Below are 22,978 nucleotides of genomic sequence, written 5' to 3'. Positions count from 1 at the left end.
ACCGGTTCGGGTGGACCTCACCCAAGGACGATGGGACCTGGGGAGATGCTCACCGACCGGGGTTTGGTTCGCGGAGGAAGGTCACGAACGGGTGAGGGCGGTCCCGAACGGGGTGAACCACCGTGCCAGGGGCGGGGTCCCATGTGCTGTTCCCCGTCCCCCATCCCGGGAGATCCACGATGACGCATCGCCCCGCCGAACAGCCCAGCGAGACGGCGGCGCTCCGCAAGCGCCTGAACCGTCTGGAGGCCGAGTTCGACAAACACACCCTGCAGGAGGCGCGGGCCCGAGCGGTGACCGCGGGACTGTCGAGCGGCGCCGTCGCCCTGTTCCTCTCGATGTCCCTGCCGTGGGTGCGGAGCGGGACCGAAGCCAGGTACAGCGCGAGAACCGACGCTCCGACAGGGGACTGGTGGAAGTCGGACTCGTCCCTCTGGCTCGGCGGGGACCAGTCCGTCGCCACGGGGTGGGAGCTCTTCGGAGCCGGAGTGATGCCGCTGTTCTTCTTCTCCGTGGCCGTGCTGGGGGTGCTGGCGGTGCTCGGACTGTTCGTCGAGGCACGGGGTCTCTCGTTGTCCACGGCCTGGTTCTCCGTGGTACCCGTGCTGCTGGTGCCGGTTACCTGGCCCGTCTACGCCCGGACCACCTCTATGGAGGCCGGGCCGGGGGTGACGGTGGCCCTTGTCGCCTGCCTGGTGGTGGCGGTGGCCGCCTATCGGGCCAGCCACGACGGCCAGACCCGGTCCGTTTAGGTCCCCCGTCCCTGGCACGCTCCTCGAACCGGCCCGACCGCGCCGGGAATGTCGGGTAGTGTCCGTTGACGTGAACCACGCGACCGCCGCAGACGCAACCCTGATCTGGTACGACGTCCACGGTGCGGGGGACCCCCTGGTACTGATCCACGGGCAGTCCCTCGACCACGAGATGTGGGACGGGGTGTACGAGGACCTCGCCGAGCGCCACCGTGTGGTGCGGGTGGACCTCCGGGGCACCGGGGGCAGCGACGCACCGGTGGACCGGGCGTACACCATGGAGCTCCTGGCCGGAGACGTGCTCGCCGTCCTGGACGACCTCGGGGTCGGGCGCGCGCACGTCTACGGGTTCTCGATGGGCGGCAAGGTCGCCCAGACCCTCGCCGCGACCGCCCCGGAGCGGGTCGGCGCCCTGGTGCTCGGCGCCACCGCCCCTGGCGGGGCGCACGAGGTGGAGCGCCCCGAGCACGCCTCGCTCGCGTTGCGCAGGGCCAGCGGGGAGGAGGGGCGGGCGTTGATCGGACCGCTGTTCTACTCGCCGGAGTGGGCGGGGGAGCACCCTGAGTCGGTGACCCGTATCCTGCCGCGCAACCCGTTGCGCGCGCAGCGCCGCCACTACGAGGCGAGCCTGAAGCACGACGGCTGGGACCTGCTGCCCCGGGTGCAGGCGCCGACCCTGGTGGTGCACGGTGAGGACGACGAGCTCACCCCCGTGGGCAACGCCGAGCTGATCGCCGCGCGTGTTCCCGGGGCGGAGCTGTTGGTGCTGCCCGGCGCCCGCCACGGTTACCTGCACGAGGCCGCGCCCAAGGCCACCGAGGCCGTCCTGGAGTTCCTGGCCGCTCACCCCCTGGAGGACGGCGGCCTCTGACCCGATCGGCCGTGCGAGGGTCAGGGCCCACGAGGGTCACGGCTCGGGGGCCGGGGGTGGTTCGGACCCGTGGGGTCCCCCGCTTCGCCGCGCCCTCAGGATGACGCCGACGGACTCCTGCGTCGGCTCCAGCCCGAGAATGCGCAGTGCCGCCATCACACGCAGGTTGTCGCCCTGACCCGGGTCGTTGAGGGACTCCGTGATGTCCATGACGCGGTCGATCGCCTCCTCCAGTCTCAGTTCGTCGTGGACCTTCCGGGCCTGCTCGGCGAGGTGTTTGCGGGACCGGTGCGCGTGGAGGGCCAGGGCCGTCCCCAGGGCCAGCACGGAGCCGCCCGTGACACCGGAGGCGAGCATGGCGGGCGCGGAACCGGTGTCGGCCGAGGTGATCAGGGGGAGAAGCAGGCCCAGCACGACACCGAGCCCGATGACCAGGGCGCCGGTCCCCATGACGACCATGCTCATCCGGAACGAGTCGTTCGCGTGGCGCAGCGCCTGTTCGTTGACACTGACCAGGAAGTCCTGGGCCCGGCGCCGCCGGTCCGGGGGTGGACCGGGCATGGCGACGCTCGGTCCGTAGCTGAAGTAGACGTTCCCGTGCACGTCGCCCACGCGGGTCTGCGCGAAGGGGCCCGACCCGTCTCCCGCACGGGGTGCCCGCTCGGTACCGGGCTCGGTCGTGTCCGGGTCGGGTGCGGCGGGCGGGCGGTGGGAGGGGAGGTTCTCCGGGGGGTGTTCGGGAGGATCTTGTCTGTCCACGGCTCCTGGCTTCCGAAGGGGGTCTTCCCCATCCTGGCTCAGGGACCCGGGGGACACCAGGCCTTTCCGAGCGGATGGACGCCACGGCGCGGGCGCGGTGGCGGCGGGCGACCGGGCCCTTCGCTCAGGCGCGTACCGGAACCGCCCGGACGAGGGCGGCGGCCCGGGGCAGCCGGGCGACCTCCTCCGCGGTCAGGTGCGGGTCGTCCGCGCGCAGGGCGACGGCCGCGTCGACGAACCTCCCGGGCCTGCCGCCGGTGTGCCGGACGTAGGGGGCCAGACACGCCTCGGCCAGGGGAGCGAGGCCGGGCGGTCCGCACAGCCCGGTCAGCGCCAGCAGGAGCGCGGTGACGGCCAGGTCCAGCCCCGGGACGCCCTCACGCGCGTTGGTCCAGTCCACGACCATCGGTCCCCGACGGGTGAGGATCACGTTGCCGGGGTGCAGGTCCAGGTGCAGCAGGCGGCCGCCGGACCCTTTGGGGACCGCGTGCAGGCGCCCGTGGAGCCGTGCCAGCTCCCTGCCGGTCTCCTCGGGGGTGAGGCGCCCCTCCGACGCGGCGTCGAGCATCGTGGGCCCGTGCAGTCGCTCCATCTCCAGCTCGCCGTGGTCGGCCCGGTACACCCTGGGCACGGGGTAGCCGTCGTCCGCGGCGCGGGCCATGGCGGCGGCCTCGGCTGTGGTGTCGCGCGCGTGACGGTAGCGGCGCAGCACCCGGGCGCCGTCCAGGGCGAACACCTCGGCGTCGCGCCCGGAGGCCAGGGGGACGGGGGTGGTCACCGGGGCTCCTGTGGTTCTCAGGCCTGGGGCGGGAACTCCGTGCGGAGCCGGTCCAGCTGCCGGCGGTCCCGCTTGGTGGGCCGTCCCGCGCCCCGGTCCCGGCGGATCACCGGTGCGGTCGCCTGGGGCGGTTGCGCGGGGGTGCGGTCCACGTAGCAGCGGACGGCGACGGGGGCGCCGACCCGCTTCGCGATGACGTGGCTCACGTCGACCACGCGGGTGGTGCCGTGCAGGCGCACCCTGACCTGGTCGCCGACCGTCACCGCCGTGGCGGGTTTGGCCGGGCGGTCGTTGACGCGCACGTGCCCGCCCCGGCAGGCCTGGGCGGCGTCGGCCCGGGTCTTGGTGAGGCGTACCGCCCACAGCCAACGGTCGACCCGTGTGGAGTCGGGGCCGGAGGGCAGGGGGGCGGACGAGTCGCTCACGCGGGGGTCCTCTCACGGGTTCGGGTGCGTCGTGAGCCACTCTAGGTCGCTTCCGGTACGAAGTGCTCCGAAGTCGCGCTACAGTTGTTCTTGCAACGAGGTCCTGTGGAGCAGTTAGGAGTGCTCGCCACCCTGTCAAGGTGGAGGCCGCGGGTTCAAATCCCGTCAGGACCGCATCATCGAAGGCCCGGTGTCCCCGACACCGGGCCTTCGGCGTTGTCGCGTGACAGGGGAGACGGTTGTGAGTTACCGGTATGCCACGGAGCGTGCGGACCACTCGGCTTTGGCCAGCGGACAGGTGCTGCGGTCCGCGCCCGGATACCCCGGTTTTCCGGTGCGGTTGGCGAGCGAACTCCTCCAACGGGCGATGGTGCACGTGGAGGGCGACCGGGTCCGCCTGTGGGACCCCTGCTGCGGCAGCGGGTACCTGGCGGCGGTGCTCGGGCTCCTCCACCGCGAACACCTCACGCACGTGCGCGCCACGGACGTGGACGGGGACGCGGTGGCCATCGCCGCCCGCAACCTGGAGCTGTTGACCGCCGAGGGGCTGGCCGAGCGGGAGCGGGAGCTGCGCCGGTCGGCCCGCGACTTCGGCCGGGTGGCGTTCGTGGAACGCGCCGAGGCCGCCCGGGACCTGGCCGCCGGGCTGGCCGCCACGGGCGGAGACCTCCCGCACGAGGCCGGTGTGGCCGACGTCTTCACGCTGACCGACCCGGTGGACGCCGACCTCGTGATCACCGACGTCCCCTACGGGGAGATGACGCACTGGGAGGGCAGCGTCCCCGAGGGCGACCCGATCCGGGCGCTGCTCGCCTCGATGGGTCGGGTTCTGCCGCGCCACGCGGTGGCGGTCGTGGCGGCGCGGACCCGGCGGGTGCCGCTGCCGGAGGGGGTGCGGGCGTTGGAGCGCGTGAGGGTCGGCAACCGGTCGGCGGTGCTGGTCCGTGCCAGGGACCTCGCCGCCGCGCTGTGAACCGCGGGGGCGGGGCCGTCCACAGCCTGTGGACGGCCCGGACGCGGGCGCCCCGAGCGCCCCGGGCGCCCCGGACACGGACTTCCCTGGCACGGGCGTCCCGGACGACCGCCAGCCCACGCTCAGGAGACGTCGCGGAAGGCCTTGGTCGTGTACAGCGCCACGACCAGAGCGATCACGGCCAGGAGGACGAACCCCAGCGTGTAGGCCCCGGTGGCCTGGTACACCACGCCCATGAGCAGCGGCGGGAAGTAGCCGCCCAGCCCTCCGGCGGCGCCCACCAGACCGGTGACCGTGCCCACCCGGGACGGGTCGACCAACTTCGCTACGAGGGCGAACACCGCACCGGTGCCCAGGCCCAGGGTGATCGCGATCAGGACGAACGACAGCCCGGCCGGGAACTCCGCCGGCGGGTGCAGGGCGAGGACCACGGCGAAGACGCAGGTGCCGAAGAACGAGATGAGGCAGACCCGCACCGGACCGATCCGGTCCGACAGGATGCCGCCGACCGGGCGGGCGATCACGGCCGCCACCGCGAACCCGGCGGTGCGCATGCCCGCGTCGGTCTGGGCGTAGTCGTAGGCGGTGGTCAGCAGGGTCGGCAGGTAGGTCGAGAAGGCCACGAAGCCGCCGAAGACCAGCGCGTACAGCGCCGAGGCCTGCCAGGTCGCCTTCAGGGCGAGCGCCTCGCGCATCCGCGGCAGGGCGGGCTCGGTCCGGGGCGTCCACCCCGGCGCGTCGCGGGCGAGGAGCCACATGACGGCCGCCATCACCGCGAGGGCCGCGCACATGAGCAGGTGGGTGGTGAGCACGCCCGTCGCCTCGACCAGGCGGGGGGTGAGGAAGGCGGACAGCGCGGTGCCGCCCATGCCCGCGCCGAACACGCCGGTGGCGAACCCGCGCCGGTTCGCCTGGTACCAGGCGTTGACGAACGGGATGCCGATCGCGAACGAGGATCCCCAGGAAGAACCCCCAGAGCAGCAGCATCGGGTAGGAGTTCGCGGACAGCCCGACCAGCAGGGTCGGCACGATGCTCAGCAGGCTCACGGCCGTGAACATCACCCGCCCGCCGTAGCGGTCGGTCAGCGTTCCCACCGGAATGCGCCCCAGCGAACCCACCAGCACGGGGAAGGCCACCAGGATCGAGGTCTGGGTGGGGGTGAGTCCCAGGTCCTCGCTGTAGCTCCGTGACAGCGGTCCGATGAGGTTCCAGGCCCAGAAGGTCAGCGCGAACGCCGCCGTGGCCAGGGCGAGGTTGCCGCCCGCGGTCCCGGAGCGGGTCGTCCGCTCCCCAACTTCCGCACGCATGAGGGCTCCTTCGTCGGTCGGTCTGCGCCGATTGTCACCCCCAGCGGTGTGGGAAACGTGACATCCGTGCCGGAGCAGGCATATTCATTAACGGAATGTGGTCGGGGTCGGGCTTTTTTCCTGCCCTTCGGGCAACGGGCGGGCAAACGAGGTGTATTCCTTATGGCGGCACGGAGCAAAAGTACGGGGGCCGGGGACGGTCTTCTCCGGCTGGGAAACTACCTGACCCGTTCGGAGCCGCTGGACGGGAACCGTGCCCAGGTCAGACATGGTGGACGTGAGGGTGACGTCTTCTACCGCGACCGCTGGAGCCACGACCGCGTGGTGCGTTCCACGCACGGCGTGAACTGCACCGGCTCCTGTTCCTGGGATGTTTATGTCAAAGACGGAATCATCACCTGGGAAACCCAGGCGACGGATTATCCGTCGGTCGGTCCGGACCGTCCCGAGTACGAACCCCGGGGTTGTCCTCGCGGTGCCGCCTTTTCCTGGTACACGTATTCGCCCACCCGGGTGCGCTACCCGTACGCGCGCGGCGTGCTGGTCGAGATGTACCGGGAGGCGCGTGAGCGTCTGGGTGACCCGGTCCTGGCGTGGGAGGAGATCACCACCGACCCCGAGAGGCGGCGCCGCTACCAGCGCGCCCGGGGCAAGGGCGGCCTGGTCCGCACGACCTGGGAGGAGGCGCTGGAGATCGCGGCCGCCGCGCACGTCCTCACGATCCGCGAGTACGGCCCGGACCGGATCGCTGGTTTCTCGCCCATCCCGGCCATGTCGATGGTGTCCCACGGCGTGGGGGCCCGCTTCGTCAACCTGATCGGCGGTTCCATGCTGTCGTTCTACGACTGGTACGCCGACCTCCCGGTGGCCTCTCCGCAGGTGTTCGGCGACCAGACGGACGTACCCGAGTCCGGCGACTGGTGGGACGCCGCCTACCTCGTGCTGTGGGGCTCCAACGTTCCGGTGACCCGGACGCCGGACGCCCACTGGATGGCCGAGGCCCGCTACCGGGGGCAGAAGGTCGTGGTGGTCGCCCCCGACTTCAACGACGCGGCCAAGTTCGCCGACGAGTGGCTGGCGCCGCACCCGGGTACGGACGGCGCGCTGGCCATGGCCATGGGTCACGTGATCCTGCGGGAGCGCTTCGTCGAACGGCCCACCCCGCGTTTCACCGAGTACGCGCGCTCCTACACCGACCTGCCCTTCCTGGTGTCCCTGGACCGGCGGGACGGCCGGTTCGTGCCCGGCAAGTTCCTCACCGCCGCCGACCTCCCCGGCGGCACAGAGGAGGCCAAGCCGGAGTGGAAGCCCGTGTTCTGGCCGGAAGGGGAGGACGGGCCGGTCGCCCCCAACGGCACGGTCGGCCACCGCTGGGGCGAGGACGGCGAGGGGAAGTGGAACCTCGACCTGGAGGGCAGGGTTCCCGAACTCACCTTCTACGCCGAGGGCGCCGAGGCCGCCGAGGTCGCCCTCCCCAGGTTCGACACCCCCGACGGCTCGGCCGAGGTCGACGTCCGGGGCGTCCCGGTGCGCAGGGTCGGTGACCGTCTGGTCACCACCGTGTTCGACCTGGTCCTGGCCCAGTACGGGGTGTCGCGCCCGGGTCTGCCCGGGGTGTGGCCCTCGGGGTACGACGACCCGGACGCGGCCTGCACCCCGGCCTGGCAGGAGACGCTGACCTCCGTGCCCGCCGACCGGGCGGTACGGATCGCCCGCGAGTTCGCCGACACGGCCGAGGCCAGCGGGGGCCGGGCCATGATCGTCCTGGGCGCGGGGACCAACCAGTGGTTCCACGGGGAGAACGCCTACCGGGCCTTCCTGTCGCTGCTGCTGCTCACCGGCTGCCAGGGGGTCAACGGCGGCGGCTGGGCGCACTACGTGGGCCAGGAGAAGTGCCGCACCGCCACCGGGTGGGCCGCCTACGCCTCGGGGATGGACTGGTCGCGGCCGCCGCGCTTCATGGCCGGGACGGCCTACTGGTACTCCCACACCGACCAGTGGCGCTACGACACCTACCGTGCCGACGCCCTGATGTCGCCGCTCGGCCCCGGCCGGGTCCGTGGGCAGCACACCGCCGACCTGGTGGCGGCCTCCGCCCGCATGGGGTGGATGCCGTCCTACCCGACCTTCAACCGCAACCCGATCCAGCTCGGTAAGGAGGCGGCCGAGCGCGACCGGGACCCCGCCGAGTACGTGGCCGACCAGCTCCAGGACGGCACCCTGCGGTTCGCCGCCGAGGACCCGGACGACCCGAAGAACTGGCCGCGCACCCTCACGCTGTGGCGGTCCAACCTGTTCGGCTCCTCCGCCAAGGGCAACGAGTACTTCCTCAAGCACCTGCTGGGCACGCACTCCAACCTCCAGTCGGAGCCGGCGGGGCCCGACGACCGCCCCGAGGACGTCACCTGGCGGGACGAGGCCCCCGAGGGCAAACTCGACCTGCTGCTCACCCTGGACTTCCGGATGACCAGCTCCACGCTGCTCTCCGACATCGTGCTGCCCGCGGCCACCTGGTACGAGAAGCACGACCTGTCGACCACGGACATGCACCCCTACGTGCACGCCTTCAACCCGGCGATCGACCCGCCGTGGGAGACCCGCACCGACTTCGACACCTTCCACGCGCTGGCGAAGGTGTTCAGCGCGCTGGCCGCCGACCACCTCGGGGAGGTCACCGACCTGGTGGCGGTGCCCCACCAGCACGACACCGAGGGCGAGCTGGCCCAGCCGCGCGGGGTGCCCTTCGACTGGAAGGCGGAGGGGGAGCGGCCGGTCCCGGGCAAGACCATGCCGGGCATCGTCCCGGTGCGCCGCAACTACTCGGCGGTGGCCCAGAAGCTCGCGGCGCTGGGACCGCTGGCCGAGGGGAAGGGGCTTCCGGTGAAGGGGGTCTCCTTCACCCCCGACGAGGAGGTCGAGTGGCTGCGCCAGCGCAACGGCGCCGTGCGCGGCGGGGTCGCGGACGGCCGTCCGTCCCTGGACACCGACGTCAAGGCCTGCGAGACGATCCTCGCGCTGTCCGGCACCAGTAACGGGCGCCTGGCCGCGCAGGGGTTCGAGCGGCTGGCCGCGCGCACCGGCACCGACATGGACGAGCTGATCCACCACGCGGCCGAGCGCAGGGTGGTCTTCGACGACGCCCGGCGCGGGCCGACACCGGTGGGTTCCAGCCCGGAGTGGTCGGGCAAGGAGGCCGCCGACCGCCGGTACTCGCCCTTCACCATCAACGTCGAGCACGACAAGCCCTGGCACACCCTCACCGGCCGCCAGCACTTCTACCTGGACCACGACTGGATGCACGAGTTCGGGGAGGCCCTGCCGGTCTACCGGCCGCCGCTGGACATGGGCCGCCTCTTCGGGGAACCCAGGATCGGTCCGACCGGGCAGCGCGAGGTGGTGGTGCGCTACCTGACCCCGCACTCCAAGTGGTCGATCCACTCCGAGTACCAGGACAACCTCCTCATGCAGACCCTGTCCCGGGGAGGGCCCACGATCTGGATGAGCGTGGCCGACGCCGAGGCGATCGGGGCCGTCGACAACGACTGGGTCGAGGCGGTCAACCGCAACGGGGTGGTCGCCGCCCGCCTGGTGGTCTCGCACCGTATGCCGACCGGGACCGTGTACATGCACCACGCCCAGGAGCGCACCATCGACGTGCCCAGGACCGAGACCACCGGGCGGCGCGGCGGCATCCACAACTCACTCACCCGCCTGATGGTCAAGCCGACCCACCTGATCGGCGGTTACGCGCAGCTCACCTACGCCTTCAACTACCTCGGCCCGACGGGGGACCAGCGCGACGAGGTCACGGTCGTGCGCAAGCGGACCACGGAGGTGCGTTACTGATGACGGAGCGGAGCCCGGACCGGGCGGGCGGCGCGACCAGGGCGTCGGGGGAACGGCCGATCGGACGGGTCATGGCGCAGGTCGCCATGGTCATGAACCTCGACAAGTGCATCGGGTGCCACACCTGCTCGGTCACCTGCAAGCAGGCGTGGACCAACCGCGGCGGTGTCGAGTACGCGTGGTTCAACAACGTCGAGACGCGCCCCGGCCAGGGGTACCCGCGCACCTACCAGGACCAGGAGCGGTGGAGGGGCGGCTGGGTCCGGCGTCCGGACGGCAGGCTCGTGCCGCGCGCGGGCGGTCGGATCAAACGGTTGGCGACCATCTTCGCCAACCCGGTCATGCCCTCGATCCAGGACTACTACGAGCCCTGGACCTACGACTACGAGACCCTCACGAACGCGCCGCTGGGCGACGACTTCCCCGTGGCCAGCCCGCGTTCGGCGCTCACCGGCAAGCCGATGCGGGTGAGCTGGAGCGCGAACTGGGACGACGACCTGGGCGGCGGCCCCGAACTGGCCTCCCAGGACCCGATCGTGCGCAGACTCGGGGACCGGGTGAAGCTCTCCTTCGAGGAGACCTTCATGTTCTACCTGCCGCGCATCTGCGAGCACTGCCTCAACCCCACGTGTGTGGCGGCGTGCCCGAGCGGAGCCCTCTACAAGCGGGTCGAGGACGGCATCGTGCTGGTGGACCAGGACCGCTGCCGGGGCTGGCGCATGTGTGTGACGGCCTGCCCGTACAAGAAGATCTACTTCAACCACAAGACCGGCAAGGCCGAGAAGTGCACGTTCTGCTATCCGCGTGTGGAGGTGGGCATGCCCACCATCTGCTCGGAGACGTGTGTGGGGCGCCTGCGGTACCTCGGGGTCGTGCTCTACGACGCCGACCGGGTGGGCGAGGCGGCCTCCGTGGAGGACGAGAGGGACCTGTACGAGGCGCAGCTCGACGTGTTCCTCGACCCGGCGGACCCGGCCGTGCGCGCGGCCGCCCGCCGCGACGGCATCCCCGACCGCTGGGTGGAGTCGGCCGACCGGTCGCCGATCCTGGCCCTGGCCAAGCGCTTCCGGGTGGCGCTGCCGCTGCACCCGGAGTTCCGCACGATGCCGATGGTCTGGTACGTGCCGCCGCTGTCGCCGGTGGTGGACGCGCTCACCACGACCGGGCACGACGGCGAGGAGGCCGACCACCTGTTCGGGGCGATCGACACCCTGCGCATCCCGGTCGAGTACCTCGCGGAGCTGTTCACGGCGGGGGACACCGGGCCCGTCGACCTGGTGCTGCGCAGGCTCGCGGCCATGCGCTCGTACATGCGCCGGATCAACCTGGGCCAGGAGCGCGACGAGTCCGTCGCCGAGGCGGTGGGGATGACCGGCGCCGAGATCGAGGACATGTACCGGCTGCTGGCCCTGGCCAAGTACGACGAACGCTACGTGGTGCCCACGGCGTTCGGCGTGGACGAGAGCGACCGGGGGGTCATCGAGGAGGTCGGGTGCGACCTCGACTTCGAGGGCGGCCCCGGCATGGGCGGGATGGGTCAGGTGCCCTTCGGGGAGGCCTCGGGGCGCCCGGACGCGGCCACCGTGGAGACCTTCCACGCCCTGCGCGACCGGCAGACCGGTGAGGGCGGCGCCTCCGGGCGGTCCGCCACGGACGGCCGCGTGAACCTTCTGAACTGGGACGGCAACGGCCGTCCGAGTGGGCTCTTCCCACCCCGGCGGGGTGGCGGTACCGACGGCGGCGACCGGGGCGCGGGCCCCGGACCGCGTGAGGGGGATCGACCATGAGCACCGACACGAACGGCACGGGCGCGGCGTCCGGCGAGGGCGCGGGCTTTCCGGGGGCCACCTCCGGGGGCGCGCGGGAGGCGACCGATCCGCGCGTGGTGGTTCCGAGCCAGGACGGCCGAGACCCGGACGGTCCGGGGCGGGCCGGCTGGCTCGGCGCGGGCCGGGCCGAGCGCAGGGCGCACGCGCTGGCGGTGACCCACCAGGCGGCGTCGGTCCTGTTGGGCTACCCGGACGCCCTGTTCTTCGAGCGGCTCCCGCTGGCCGCGCGGGCCGCCGCGGAGCTGCCCCGGAGCCAGTCGCGCACCCTGCTGCTGGAGTTCTGCGAACACGCCTCCAGCACACCCGAGCTGGAACTGGCCGAGCACTACGTGGAGGTGTTCGACCTGCGACGCCGCCGCGCGCTGCACATGACGTACTACACGGACGGCGACACCCGGCGCCGGGGCCACGCGCTGGCCGAGATCAAACGGGTGTACGCCGAGTCGGGGTGGCGGGTGCACGCGCGCGAGCTGCCCGACCACCTGGCGGTGATGCTGGAGTTCGCGGCCCGGGGGGACGCCGACGCCGGGCAGGAGCTGCTGGTGGACTTCCGGGCGGGGCTGGACCTGTTGTCGCGGTCCCTGGGAGAGCACGGTACGCCGTACGCGCGGGTGGTCGACGCGGTCCGGTCCACGCTGCCTTCGCCCCGGCGTGCGGACGAGGAGCGCGTGCGCCGCCTGGCGCGGGAGGGGCCGCCCGCCGAGGACGTGGGCATGGAGCCCTACGGCGCGCGTCCGAGGATGCCGCTGCCGTTGACCGACGTCACGAGGAGGCCGCGGTGAACCGCGTCGGGGCCGTGAGCGGCGGGGCGGGCGGTGGCGCGTCTCACGCGGCCGCCGAACCGGCGGCGGGGGCGGGCGGTTACGGTCCGGCGGACCTGATCCTGTGGGGCGTGTTGCCCTACGTGGTGCTGGTGCTCGTGGTGGGCGGGCTGGTGTGGCGGTACCGCTACGACCGGTTCGGCTGGACCACCCGGTCCTCGGAGCTCTACGAGTCGCGGTTGCTGCGCGTCGGCAGCCCGCTCTTCCACTTCGGCCTGCTCGTGGTGATCGTCGGCCACGTGGTGGGCCTGCTCGTGCCTGAGGCGTGGACCCGGGCGCTGGGGGTCTCCGACACCGCCTACCACGTGACCGCGCTGTCGCTGGGGATCGTGGCGGGAGTCTGCACGCTCGCCGGCGTCACCCTGCTCATCTGGCGCAGGCGCACGACCGGACCGGTGTTCAGCGCCACCACCCGCAACGACAAGCTGATGTACGTGGTGCTGGTGCTGGCGATCGTGACCGGCCTGGGCATGACCGTCTACTTCGCGGGCGTGGCCCTCGCGGGCGGGCACTCGGGCGACTACCGGGAGACGGTCTCGCCGTGGTTCCGGTCCATCTGGTACCTGCGCCCGGACATCACCGCGATGGCCGCCGCCGAGGCTCCCTACAAGCTGCACGCGCTGATGGGGTTGGCCCTGTTCGCCCTGCTGCCGTTCACCCGGCTCGTGCACGCGTTCAGCGCGCCGGTCGGCTACCTGTTCCGTCCCTACGTCCTCTACCGCACGCGCGACCCGGGCTCGCCCGCTTCCGGACAGGCGGTACGGACCGCCCGCCGGGGCTGGTGAACGCGGCCCGGCCGCGCCACCCGAACCGGCCTCCGAGAACCGTCACCGCGTGACCCGACCAGGAGAACGTCACCATGGAGCTGTTCCCCGCGTTCCCGCTCGACGAGTGGTACGACACGAAACAGACCCTGCACCGCTTCGAGCAGATCGTCGGCAAGGTGCGGCTGGCCCACAGCCCCCGGCGCAACCACTGGTGGAACGTGCCCTTCCACCTCACCGGTTCCGGTATCACGTCCCGCCCGATGGGGTTGTGGGACGGCAACCCGGTCTTCACGGTGGACTTCGACTTCGTCCGCCACGAGCTGGTCGCGTCGAACCTGGAGGGGCACACGGCGGCCTTCCCGCTCCAGGGGCACAGCGTGGCGTCGTTCTACCTCCAGTTCCAGTCCGCCCTGGACAGCCTGGGGGTGGACGGCAGCATCCCGCTGGCGACCCCCTTCGACCTGCCGGACACGGGGCGCCCCTTCGCGGAGGACGTCCAGCACGCCACCTACGTGCCCGAGCACGCCAACCGGTACTGGCGTGTCCTGAGCCAGGTGAACCTGGTGCTGGAGGAGTTCGCGTCCTCGTTCTCGGGCAAGACCAGCCCGGTGCACCACTTCTGGCACACCTTCGACATCGCGGTCACCCGGTTCTCACCCCACACGGTGCGGCAGCCGGAGCGGGCGGGCGGTCTGGTGCGCGAGGCCTACTCGCGCGAGGTGGTCAGCTTCGGGTTCTGGTTCGGCGACGACTCCGTTCCCGAACCCTGCTTCTACGCCTACGCGGCACCCGAACCGGAGGGGCTCACCGAGCGGCCGCTCCGTCCCAAGGAGGCGGAGTGGGCGCCCAGTGGTCAGGGGCACCTGGCCCTGTTGCGCTACGCCGACGCGCGAGAACAGCCCGATCCCCGCGCGGCGGTGCTCGACTTCATGGAGAGCGCCTACCGGGCCGGGGCCGAGCGCCTGGGCTGGGACGTCGACGCCCTGGGCTGCCCCGGCGGGATCACCGACCCGTACCTGGCCGGCCGCTGAGTCCCGCCCGAGAGTGCGCGCGGAGCGGGAGCGGGAACATGACATCCTGTGGGGCCCACCGCGCGCACCGGGCGCGCGTGACACGCACCAGGCAGGGGAAGTGGCCATAAGGTTGTCCGTCGTCGACGTGCCCGAACGATCACGCTACGAGGTGAGCGCGGACGGCCGGGTGGTCGGTTTCTCCGCCTACCACCTCATCTCCGAGGGGGTACTGGCCCTGCCGCACGTGGAGGTGGAGCCGGCCTTCGAGGGGCGGGGCGTGGCCAGCGAGCTCATGCGCCGGTCCCTCGACGAGATCCGCGAGCGGGGGCTGCGGATCGTGCCCGTCTGCCCGTTCGCCCAGGCCTTCCTCAAGCGGAACCCGGACTACGCGGACCTCGTGCACCAGGGGTGAGCGGGGGAGGAATCGCCCGGACGATCCAATAACGGAAGCATCACCATCCGAGCACAGTGAGTGCCGGATGGTGTTTCGTGTCCGTTCCGGGGGCATGGGGTGGCGGTTGTCCACGTATGGAGCGAAGGAGCCCCACCCCCGTGATACTGGCAGACGCACCACCCACCCTCGACGCCCGCGTCACGGACGCGATCGGCACCTTCAACGACGACTTCTTCTGGGCCTGGGTGCTCATCCCCCTCCTGGTGGTGGTGAGCCTCTACATCACCGTCCGCAGCGGGCTCGTGCAGTTCCGCCTGTTCCCGGAGATGTTCCGGGTGCTCAGGAGCAAGCCCGAGATCGCCCCCGACGGCAAGAAGGCCGTCTCCTCGCTCCAGGCGTTCTTCATCTCGGCCGCCGCCCGGATCGGTACCGGCAACATCATCGGCGTGTCCATCGCGATCTCCCTGGGCGGCCCGGGAGCGGTGTTCTGGATGTGGGTGATGGCGCTGGTGGTGTGTGCCGCCAGCTTCGTGGAGTCCACGCTCGCGCAGCTGTACAAGGTCCGCCACCCCGCCGGGTACCGGGGCGGGCCCGCGTACTACATCGAGCGCGGCCTCGGCCAGCGCTGGCTCGCGGTGGTCTTCGCGATCATCCTCATCATCACCTTCCCGATGGTGTTCAACGCGGTGCAGAGCAACACCATCACCAACACGATCGCCAACTCCGCCGGTGAGCTCGGTGCCGAGACCAACCTGATGTTCTCGGCGGTCATCGGCGCTCTGCTGGTGGTCCTCACCGGCCTGGTGATCTTCGGCGGCGTGCGCCGCATCGCGCACACCGCGCAGGCGCTGATCCCGTTCTTCGCGGGCCTGTACGTCGTCCTCGGCCTCATCGTCATGGCGCTGAACTGGCAGCTGGTGCCGGGCATGTTCGCCTCGATCGTCCAGAACGCGTTCGGGCTGGGCGAGTTCGCCGCCGCCGCGCTGGGCGTGGTGATCATCCAGGGCGTCCGCCGGGGCATGTTCTCCAACGAGGCGGGTCTGGGTTCGGCGCCCAACGCGGCGGCCAGCGCCTCGGTCACGCACCCGGTCAAGCAGGGTCTGGTGCAGACCCTGGGCGTGTACCTGGACACCCTGGTGGTCTGTTCGGTGACCGCCTTCATCGTCCTGCTCGGCTACCAGGGCACGCTCGACGGCACGATGGAGGGCGACCTCACCCAGCTCGCCCTGATGTCGATGCTGGGGCCGTGGGCGCTGCACCTGATGACGCTCATCATCTTCCTGGTGGCGTTCACCTCGGTGCTGGGCAACTACTACTACGGCGAGTCCAACGTCGAGTACCTGACCTCCAGCGGCAACGTGCTGTTCGGCTACAAGGTGGTCTTCCTGGTCGCCACCTTCCTCGGCTCGCTGGGTTCGATCGACCTGATCTGGACCCTGGCCGACACCACGATGGGCATGATGGCGCTGGTCAACCTGATCGCCATCACCCCGCTCACGGTGATCGCCTGTCGTCTGCTCAAGGACTACACGGACCAGCGCAGGCAGGGTCTGGACCCGGTCTTCACCCGGGACCGGCTGCCGGGCGTGCGCGGGGTGGAGTGCTGGGAGCCCCACGACGAGGCGCAGGCGGCCGAGAGGGACCGGCTCCCCTCCTGACCGGGGCGGGCCCCTGTACGGGGTCGACGGGGGGCGTGTCCGCGCGCGGACGCGCCCCCCGCGCGTTCGTCACGGGGGTGACGACGGTTCAGGAGGCGCGCGGTTCACACGGGAAAGCGCACAAATCGCTAACGGTAGGAGCTTTCAGGCATCCGTGTTCTTTCGGTCACCGCGGATCATCGCTAGTGTGCTGCATCACAGTCGTGGCGGTCAGAGTTGTGTCTCGCGAGGGAGTCCGATGTCCATCGTCTCAATCGAGCCCGCCACCGCCGAGCGGTGGGATGACCTGGAGAACCTGTTCGGACCGACCGGAGCGTACGGGCACTGTTGGTGCACGTTCTTCCGAAGACGCGCCAAGGACCACACGGCGAGCGTCTCCTGCGACCGGTCCACCCGTGGTCTGGACAACAAGGAGGAGTTGCGCCGCTTGACCCTGGAAGGGCGCGTGCCGGGGCTGATCGCCTACGACGGTGAGGGGCCGTGCGGGTGGGTCTCCGTGGCGCCCAGGGAGGACTTCATCCGCCTGTCCCGCTCGCGGACGCTGCGCCCGGCCGACCCGGAGGAGCCGGGGGTGTGGTCGCTGGTGTGTTTCTGGCTGCCGCCGCGCAGGCGCAAGCGCGGCCTGGGCAGCCGTCTGCTGGACGGCGCGATCGAGTACGCGCGTGCGGGCGGGGCGCGGGTCCTGGAGGCCTACCCCGTGGACACGGCGGGCGGTCGCGCCCCCAGTGCCGAGGTGTACACCGGGACGGTCGAGATGTACCGCCGGGCCGGGTTCGCGCTGGAGGGCCACCACCTGAGTGAGCGGGTCGTGGCCCGGCTGGAGCTGAAGCCGGGGTAGCCCCGCCGCCCTCGTCGCTCCCCTTCTCCTCCTCCCCATCCCCCACCCCTTCCGTCCCGTCACTGTTCTCCGGCCGCCCGAGGTGGAGCCCGGGAACGGGGGGAGGGTATCCGGAGCCCGCCTCCTCCCGGCGCTCACGGGTGTGTCGCCGCCACGGCGGCCCCCGGGTGTCCGATGATCCAAGGGGTCCCCGTGCGTGTCGCGGGGGCCCCGCTCCCGTGGTGCGGCTCACGCGTGTCCGGTGGGGGCGTGTCTGTCCTGTTCTGGTGGGGGCTTTGTCTGCCGTTGGTACCCCCCTGGGGTAATGTGGGCTGCGCGTTCCCGAGTGAAACGCCGTGGGGGTTTGACACCGGCATACCCCAGGGGGGTATATTGAAGCTCGTTGGAACACGGACCGCGCACCGGCGCGGCAGAACCACCAGGAGGCAGGAATGGCCAGCACCGCCGTCTACACCGTCGAGGGCATGAGCTGCGGACACTGCGTCAACTCCGTCACCCAGGAGGTCGGCGGGGTCTCCGGCGTCACCGACGTCAAGGTCGACCTGGAGGCCAAGAGGGTCACCGTCACCGGTGAAGGACAGATCGACGACGCCGCCGTGCGCGCCGCCATCGACGAGGCCGGGTACGAGGTGGCGAGCTGACATGGGAGTGACCACGAAACTCGCGTTGTACGCGGTGGGTCTCGTGGTCGTGTTCGCCACGGCGTTCGGGGTCGGCACACTGGTCGGCCCCGTCCTGCCGGACCAGCCCGGGACGCACGCGGAGAGCGCGGAGCCACCGGCCCACGGCGAGCAGGAGCACGACAGCACCGAACGGGACCGCGTCGGCGACGGCGCCGACCACTAGCCCTCCTGGAGCGGCAATGAGTAGCAGCAAGACGGCGTCCGCCGCGGTGGAGCCGGTGGAACTGGCCATCGGCGGAATGACCTGCGCGGCCTGTGCCAACCGGGTGGAGAAGCGCCTCAACAAGCTGGAGGGCGTCACCGCCACCGTCAACTTCGCGACGGAGAGGGCCCGGGTCGCCTTCGAGGGTGAGACCCTCCCCGTCGAGGACCTGGTCGCCCAGGTCGAGAAGGCGGGGTACACCGCCACCGTCCCCCGTGCCGACCCCGAGGCCGCGGCCGAGGGGGCCGCGCCGGACGACCCGACCCGGGCGCTGTGGAACCGCGCCCTGGTCTCCATGGTGCTGTCCGTCCCCGTCATCGCGATGGCGATGGTCCCCGCGCTCCAGTTCACCTACTGGCAGTGGGCGTCCCTCGCCCTGGCCGCGCCCGTCGTCGTCTGGGGCGCGCTGCCCTTCCACGTCGCCGCGTGGAAGAACCTCAGGCTGGGCACCGCCACCATGGACACCCTCGTGTCCCTCGGCGTCACCTCGGCCTTCCTGTGGTCCCTCTACGCCCTGTTCCTGGGCACGGCGGGCACCCCGGGCATGACCCACCCCTTCGAGTTCACCATCGCCCGCACCGACGGTTCGGCCAACATCTACCTGGAGGTCGCGGCGGGCGTCACCTCCTTCATCCTCCTCGGCAAGTTCTTCGAGGCCCGCTCCAAGCGCCGCGCGGGCGCCGCCCTGCGCGCGCTCCTGGAGATGGGGGCGAAGGAGGTCGCCGTGCTCCGGGGCGAGGGCCCCGCCGCCCGCGAGGAGCTCGTCCCCGTGGACCGGCTGGCGGTCGGCGACCGCTTCGTGGTCCGTCCCGGAGAGAAGATCGCCACCGACGGCACCGTCGAGGAGGGCACCTCCGCCGTCGACATGAGCATGCTCACCGGCGAGTCCGTGCCGGTCGAGGTGGCACCCGGCTCCGCCGTGGTCGGCGCCACCGTCAACGCGGGCGGGCGCCTGGTCGTGCGGGCCTCGCGGGTGGGCTCCGACACCCAGCTCGCGCAGATGGCGCGCCTGGTCGAGGACGCCCAGAACGGCAAGGCCGCCGTGCAGCGGCTCGCCGACCGGGTGTCCGGGGTGTTCGTCCCGGTCGCCATCATGATCGCCGTGGCCGCCCTGGGCTTTTGGCTCGGCACCGGCGACCCCGCCGGAGCGGCCTTCACCGCCGCCGTGGCCGTGCTCATCATCGCCTGCCCCTGCGCCCTCGGCCTGGCCACCCCGATGGCCCTCATGGTGGGCACCGGGCGCGGCGCGCAGCTCGGCATCCTGATCAAGGGCCCCGAAGTCCTGGAGAGCACCCGGCGGGTCGACACCGTCGTGCTGGACAAGACCGGCACCGTCACCACCGGCAAGATGGCCCTGGCCGGGGTCACCGTCGCCGAAGGCGAGCACGAGGACGAGGTCCTGCGCCTGGCGGGAGCCCTGGAGAACGCCTCCGAGCACCCCATCGCCCGCGCCGTCGCCACGGGGGCCGCGGCGCGGGTCGGTGACCTGCCCGTCCCGGAGGACTTCGCCAACGTCGAGGGCCTGGGCGTCCAGGGGGTCGTGGAGGGCCGCGCCGTCCTGGTGGGCCGGGTCGCGCTCCTGGAGGAGTGGTCCCAGCCGCTGACCGACGACGTCGCGCGGGCCATGGCGGCCGCCGAGGCCGAGGGCCGCACCGCCGTGGCGGTCGGCTGGGACGGCCGGGCCCGCGGGGTCCTGGTCGTGTCCGACACGGTCAAGCCCACCAGCGCCGAGGCGGTCCGCCAGTTCCGGGACCTCGGGCTCACCCCGATCCTCCTGACCGGTGACAACGAGGCCGTGGCCCGCTCGGTCGCCGCCGAGGTGGGCATCGACGAGGTCATCGCCGAGGTCCTGCCCAAGGACAAGGTGGACGTGGTCACCCGGCTCCAGTCCGAGGGCCGCACCGTCGCGATGGTCGGAGACGGGGTCAACGACGCCGCCGCGCTCGCCCAGGCCGACCTGGGGCTGTCCATGGGCACCGGCACGGACGTGGCCATCGAGGCCAGTGACCTCACCCTGGTGCGGGGTGACCTGAGGGCCGCCGCCGACGCGGTCCGGCTCTCCCGGCGCACGCTCGGCACCATCAAGGGCAACCTGTTCTGGGCCTTCGCCTACAACACGGCGGCGCTGCCCCTGGCCGCGATGGGCCTGCTGAACCCGATGCTCGCCGGTGCGGCGATGGCCCTGTCGAGTGTGTTCGTGGTGACCAACAGCCAGCGGCTGCGGAGGTTCCGGGCGCTGACCGGAACCGGTCATATCAACACCCAGTAGCGACAATGTGACGCAGGTCTCGCTCAAGGGGCCGAAGGGCCGCTAGGGTTGCGCGGAGCCCCACAGCCGTGGGGCTCCGCGTCGATCCGGGCGGCCCGCCCGTGTGCCGTGGAAGCCGCCGGACCGGTGCCCCGCGCCGCGCACACGAGAGAGGACGTCCGCTCCGCAGCCGCCCCTCCCCGCACAGCCGAGGTACCCCGTGACACCTGGATGCCCCCGCGCGAAGCTGTACCACCACGAACCGCGACCGGACCCCTACGCCGTGTACGCGCGTATGCGCGCCGACCACGGCCCCGTCGTCCCGGTGGAGCTCGAACCCGGTGTGCACGGGTGGCTCGTCACCGACTACACCACCCTCATCTCGTGGTCGCGGGACACCACCACGTTCGGGCACGACGCCCGCCTGTGGAAGGACTTCCACGAGGGCCGGATCAGCGCCGACGCCGCCGTCCTGCCCATGATGGCCCCCCGCCCCAACGCCCTCTTCGTCGACGGCACCGAACACCAGCGCTACCGCCGCGCGATCACCGACAGCCTCGGCGCGATCAGCGCCGAACGGTGGGCCGGGGTCACCGAACGCTACGCCCACGGGCTCATCGACCAGTTCTGCGAGCGCGGCCGGGCCGACGTCCTCAACGAGTACGCGCGCATGCTGCCCCTGCTGGTCATCAACGAACTGTTCGGGTTCGACCGCGACCAGGGCGTGCGGTTCGTGGAGGCCATGCGCAACCTGTGGCTGGGCGTCGACACGGAACGTTCCAACGCCCAGGCCGAGCGGGCGCTGTCCGAGGTGGTCACCGCCAAGCACCGCGACCCCGGCGACGACGTCACCACACGGCTGATCAGCCACCGCGCCGCGCTCACCGACGAGGAGGTGATCATGCAGCTCCTGTTGGTGGTCGCCGCCGCCAACGAGCCGACCGCCAACCTCATCAACGCGGGCGTACGCGAGGTGCTGGCCGACCCCCACCTGCCCACCGACCGGGCGCCCTCGCCCACCATGCTCGCCGACATCGTCGACCGGGTGCTGTGGCACGACCCGCCCATCACCAACTACCCCGTCATCTACCCCCGCGTGGACGTGCCGCTCGGCGGCGGCCGCACCATCGAGGCGGGTTCCCCCATCCTGCTGGGCTTCGCCGCGTCCAACCGCTTCTACATGGAGGAGAACGCGGAACGTATGGAGGAGTCCCGCAACCGGGCCCACGTGGCCTGGGGCGCCGGGCCGCACCGCTGCCCGGCGCGCGAGGAGGCCACCACGATCACCATGGTCGCGCTGCGCACCCTCCTCGACCGGCTGCCCGGGCTCACGATCGAGGTTCCCCCGCAGGACCTGCGCTGGCAGCTGTCGGCGCTGTCCTGGATACCCGTCGCCCTCCCCGTGCGGTTCACCCCCCAGAACCCCCCGCCCCCCACACCGGTGGAAGGAAACCCCCCTTGGACCGCGTCAGACTCGCACCCGGAAACCTCCGCGCACAGAGCACCCACCTCAGGAAGATCGCCCCTGTCGTCCCTGTCGAACTTCCTGGTGAGGTTGACGCGTGGGTCGTGACCACCCACGAGGCCGTCAGCGCGGCCCTGGCCGACCCGCGTGTGCGGAAGGACAAGAAGTACTGGACGGCCTTCAACGCCGGGGAGATCCCGGCGGACTGGCCGCTCATCTCGTGGATCATCAACGAGAACATGCTGGCCAAGGACGGTGACGACCACACCCGGCTGCGCCGGCTCGTCTCCAGGGCGTTCACCCCGGGCCGGGTCGAACTCCTGCGCGAGCGCGTCGTCGCCGTCGTCGAGTCGCTCCTGGACGACCTGGAACGTGCCGCGGAGGAGAGCCCGGACGGGGTGGTGGACCTGCGCGCCGTCGTCTCCCAGCCGCTGCCGCTCACCGTGATCAGCGAACTGTTCGGCGTGGACGAGGAGACCCGGCCCCGGCTGCACCGGCCCGTCGGCGTCTTCTTCGACCAGAGCGTCACCCCCGAAGAGGCGATGGCGACCTTCTTCGAGCTGTGGGGCGTGCTCACCGAACTGGTGGAGACCAAGCGCGCCCGGCCCGGGGACGACCTCACCACCGCCCTCATCGCCGCGCGGGACGACGAGGACCGGCTCACCGAGGACGAGCTGATCTGGAACCTGGTGCTCTTCGTCAGCGCCGGTTACGAGACGACCATGAACCTGATCTCCAACGCCGTGCGCGCGCTCACCCGCCACCGCGACCAGCTCGACCTGGTCGTGGCCGGAAAGGTGGAGTGGTCCAAGGCGGTGGAGGAGGTGCTGCGCTGGGACCCGCCCGGCCAGTACGTGCCGATGCGGTACACCACCGAGGACATCGAGCTCGCCGGTGTGCCGATCCCCAAGGGGGAACCCCTGCTGCTCGGCTACGGCTCGGCCAGCCGGGACGACGCCCGGCACGGGCCCACCTCCGAGGAGTTCGACATCACCCGCGAGGACAGCTCGCACCTGTCCTTCTCCCACGGGCGGCACTACTGCCTGGGCGCCAGCCTGGCCCGCATGGAGATGAACGAGGTGCTCCCGCGCCTGTTCGCGCGCTTCCCCGACCTCGACGTGGCGGTGGACGACGCCGACCTGGTTCCGGCCCCGTCGATCATCGCCTCCGGGGTCGACGCCCTCCCGGTTCGGCTGCGCTGACCGGACGCTCCCCGTCCCGTCGGAGGTCACACCGACGGCCTCCGGCGGGATTCGTGCACCTCAGGGAGGGTTGCGGGCGGTTCGTGACCCGTGGGAACGGGGTTGGCACCTTCGGGAGAGCACCAAGGAGCGGGGCGGCATCCTAG

The 22,978-nt window shown here is 71.7% G+C and carries 19 protein-coding genes, 1 tRNA gene and 1 pseudogene; 17 read left to right on the top strand and 4 right to left on the bottom strand.

The annotated features are described in order from the left end of the window. Positions 1-179: 179 nt before the first annotated feature. Both ABZ635_RS07175 and ABZ635_RS07170 read left to right on the top strand, forming a co-directional pair. Positions 180-752: a hypothetical protein gene (locus tag ABZ635_RS07175; protein ID WP_357760245.1), complete on the top strand. Its 573-nt coding sequence runs from the start codon at positions 180-182 to the stop codon at positions 750-752. A 70-nt stretch (positions 753-822) separates the two neighbouring features. Continuing rightward, positions 823-1,623, top strand: a complete 801-nt coding sequence (locus ABZ635_RS07170; protein ID WP_357760243.1) for an alpha/beta fold hydrolase — start codon at positions 823-825, stop codon at positions 1,621-1,623. Positions 1,624-1,659: 36 nt separating this feature from the next. On the opposite strand, the gene ABZ635_RS07165 is transcribed toward ABZ635_RS07170, so the two are convergent. The 3 genes from ABZ635_RS07165 to ABZ635_RS07155 all read right to left on the bottom strand — a co-directional run bounded on the left by ABZ635_RS07165 (position 1,660) and on the right by ABZ635_RS07155 (position 3,585). Next, entirely contained in the window at positions 1,660-2,382 is a 723-nt protein-coding gene (locus ABZ635_RS07165) for a hypothetical protein (RefSeq protein WP_357760240.1), read from the bottom strand. A 124-nt stretch (positions 2,383-2,506) separates the two neighbouring features. Further along, positions 2,507-3,160, bottom strand: coding sequence for a phosphotransferase (locus tag ABZ635_RS07160; RefSeq protein ID WP_357760238.1), 654 nt, complete (start codon positions 3,158-3,160; stop codon positions 2,507-2,509). Between the two features lie 17 nt (positions 3,161-3,177). Next, on the bottom strand, positions 3,178-3,585 hold the full coding sequence (locus ABZ635_RS07155) for an RNA-binding S4 domain-containing protein (RefSeq protein ID WP_357760235.1): 408 nt from the start codon (positions 3,583-3,585) through the stop codon (positions 3,178-3,180). Between the two features lie 99 nt (positions 3,586-3,684). On the opposite strand from ABZ635_RS07155, the gene ABZ635_RS07150 reads away from it, so the two are divergent. Next, positions 3,685-3,759: transfer RNA gene (locus tag ABZ635_RS07150), tRNA-Asp, on the top strand. Between the two features lie 67 nt (positions 3,760-3,826). Then, positions 3,827-4,558 (top strand): rRNA methyltransferase, encoded by a 732-nt coding sequence (locus tag ABZ635_RS07145; RefSeq protein WP_357760233.1) that lies wholly within the window; start codon positions 3,827-3,829, stop codon positions 4,556-4,558. A 122-nt stretch (positions 4,559-4,680) separates the two neighbouring features. On the opposite strand, the pseudogene ABZ635_RS07140 reads toward ABZ635_RS07145, so the two are convergent. Beyond that, a pseudogene (locus ABZ635_RS07140) lies at positions 4,681-5,866 on the bottom strand (MFS transporter). A gap of 162 nt (positions 5,867-6,028) precedes the next feature. On the opposite strand from ABZ635_RS07140, the gene ABZ635_RS07135 reads away from it, so the two are divergent. The 13 genes from ABZ635_RS07135 (at position 6,029) to ABZ635_RS07075 (ending at position 22,832) form a co-directional block, all read left to right on the top strand. After that, complete coding sequence (locus tag ABZ635_RS07135) at positions 6,029-9,712, top strand: nitrate reductase subunit alpha (protein WP_357760230.1); 3,684 nt, start codon at positions 6,029-6,031, stop codon at positions 9,710-9,712. Next, entirely contained in the window at positions 9,712-11,499 is a 1,788-nt protein-coding gene (gene narH / locus ABZ635_RS07130; protein ID WP_357760227.1) for a nitrate reductase subunit beta, read from the top strand. The genes ABZ635_RS07135 and narH overlap by 1 nt, the downstream gene beginning before the upstream one ends. After that, entirely contained in the window at positions 11,496-12,323 is an 828-nt protein-coding gene (narJ, locus tag ABZ635_RS07125) for a nitrate reductase molybdenum cofactor assembly chaperone (protein WP_357760224.1), read from the top strand. Before narH ends, narJ begins: the two co-directional genes overlap by 4 nt. 95 nt (positions 12,324-12,418) lie before the next feature. Continuing rightward, entirely contained in the window at positions 12,419-13,147 is a 729-nt protein-coding gene (gene narI / locus ABZ635_RS07120) for a respiratory nitrate reductase subunit gamma (protein WP_357760421.1), read from the top strand. A 74-nt stretch (positions 13,148-13,221) separates the two neighbouring features. Continuing rightward, a complete protein-coding gene (locus tag ABZ635_RS07115) occupies positions 13,222-14,160 on the top strand; it encodes a DUF5996 family protein (protein ID WP_357760221.1) in 939 nt (312 codons plus the stop codon). A gap of 106 nt (positions 14,161-14,266) precedes the next feature. Next, positions 14,267-14,554, top strand: a complete 288-nt coding sequence (locus tag ABZ635_RS07110) for a GNAT family N-acetyltransferase (protein WP_357760418.1) — start codon at positions 14,267-14,269, stop codon at positions 14,552-14,554. A gap of 140 nt (positions 14,555-14,694) precedes the next feature. Continuing rightward, positions 14,695-16,194 (top strand): alanine/glycine:cation symporter family protein, encoded by a 1,500-nt coding sequence (locus ABZ635_RS07105; protein ID WP_357760218.1) that lies wholly within the window; start codon positions 14,695-14,697, stop codon positions 16,192-16,194. 238 nt (positions 16,195-16,432) lie between these two features. Next, positions 16,433-17,032 (top strand): GNAT family N-acetyltransferase, encoded by a 600-nt coding sequence (locus ABZ635_RS07100; protein WP_357760215.1) that lies wholly within the window; start codon positions 16,433-16,435, stop codon positions 17,030-17,032. Between the two features lie 431 nt (positions 17,033-17,463). Then, positions 17,464-17,673, top strand: coding sequence for a cation transporter (locus ABZ635_RS07095; RefSeq protein WP_357760213.1), 210 nt, complete (start codon positions 17,464-17,466; stop codon positions 17,671-17,673). 1 nt (position 17,674) lies between these two features. Further along, entirely contained in the window at positions 17,675-17,878 is a 204-nt protein-coding gene (locus ABZ635_RS07090; RefSeq protein ID WP_357760210.1) for a hypothetical protein, read from the top strand. A 16-nt stretch (positions 17,879-17,894) separates the two neighbouring features. Continuing rightward, on the top strand, positions 17,895-20,186 hold the full coding sequence (locus ABZ635_RS07085) for a heavy metal translocating P-type ATPase (protein ID WP_357760207.1): 2,292 nt from the start codon (positions 17,895-17,897) through the stop codon (positions 20,184-20,186). 262 nt (positions 20,187-20,448) lie between these two features. After that, a complete protein-coding gene (locus ABZ635_RS07080) occupies positions 20,449-21,738 on the top strand; it encodes a cytochrome P450 (RefSeq protein ID WP_357760415.1) in 1,290 nt (429 codons plus the stop codon). Further along, positions 21,735-22,832: a cytochrome P450 gene (locus ABZ635_RS07075; RefSeq protein ID WP_357760205.1), complete on the top strand. Its 1,098-nt coding sequence runs from the start codon at positions 21,735-21,737 to the stop codon at positions 22,830-22,832. Before ABZ635_RS07080 ends, ABZ635_RS07075 begins: the two co-directional genes overlap by 4 nt. Positions 22,833-22,978 lie beyond the last annotated feature (146 nt).

It is taken from the genome of Nocardiopsis sp. NPDC007018 (assembly GCF_040635075.1).
Lineage (GTDB): Bacteria > Actinomycetota > Actinomycetes > Streptosporangiales > Streptosporangiaceae > Nocardiopsis.
This window is presented reverse-complemented; position numbering and strand designations above follow the sequence as displayed.

What these genes read in the sequence shown, in the direction of transcription:
- ABZ635_RS07175 (WP_357760245.1), top strand. Translation starts at nt 180, where the DNA reads ATGACGCATCGCCCCGCCGAACAGCCCAGCGAGACGGCGGCGCTCCGC.
- ABZ635_RS07135 (WP_357760230.1), top strand. Translation starts at nt 6,029, where the DNA reads ATGGCGGCACGGAGCAAAAGTACGGGGGCCGGGGACGGTCTTCTCCGG.
- narH (WP_357760227.1), top strand. Translation starts at nt 9,712, where the DNA reads ATGACGGAGCGGAGCCCGGACCGGGCGGGCGGCGCGACCAGGGCGTCG.
- narJ (WP_357760224.1), top strand. Translation starts at nt 11,496, where the DNA reads ATGAGCACCGACACGAACGGCACGGGCGCGGCGTCCGGCGAGGGCGCG.
- ABZ635_RS07115 (WP_357760221.1), top strand. Translation starts at nt 13,222, where the DNA reads ATGGAGCTGTTCCCCGCGTTCCCGCTCGACGAGTGGTACGACACGAAA.
- ABZ635_RS07100 (WP_357760215.1), top strand. Translation starts at nt 16,433, where the DNA reads ATGTCCATCGTCTCAATCGAGCCCGCCACCGCCGAGCGGTGGGATGAC.
- ABZ635_RS07095 (WP_357760213.1), top strand. Translation starts at nt 17,464, where the DNA reads ATGGCCAGCACCGCCGTCTACACCGTCGAGGGCATGAGCTGCGGACAC.
- ABZ635_RS07090 (WP_357760210.1), top strand. Translation starts at nt 17,675, where the DNA reads ATGGGAGTGACCACGAAACTCGCGTTGTACGCGGTGGGTCTCGTGGTC.
- ABZ635_RS07085 (WP_357760207.1), top strand. Translation starts at nt 17,895, where the DNA reads ATGAGTAGCAGCAAGACGGCGTCCGCCGCGGTGGAGCCGGTGGAACTG.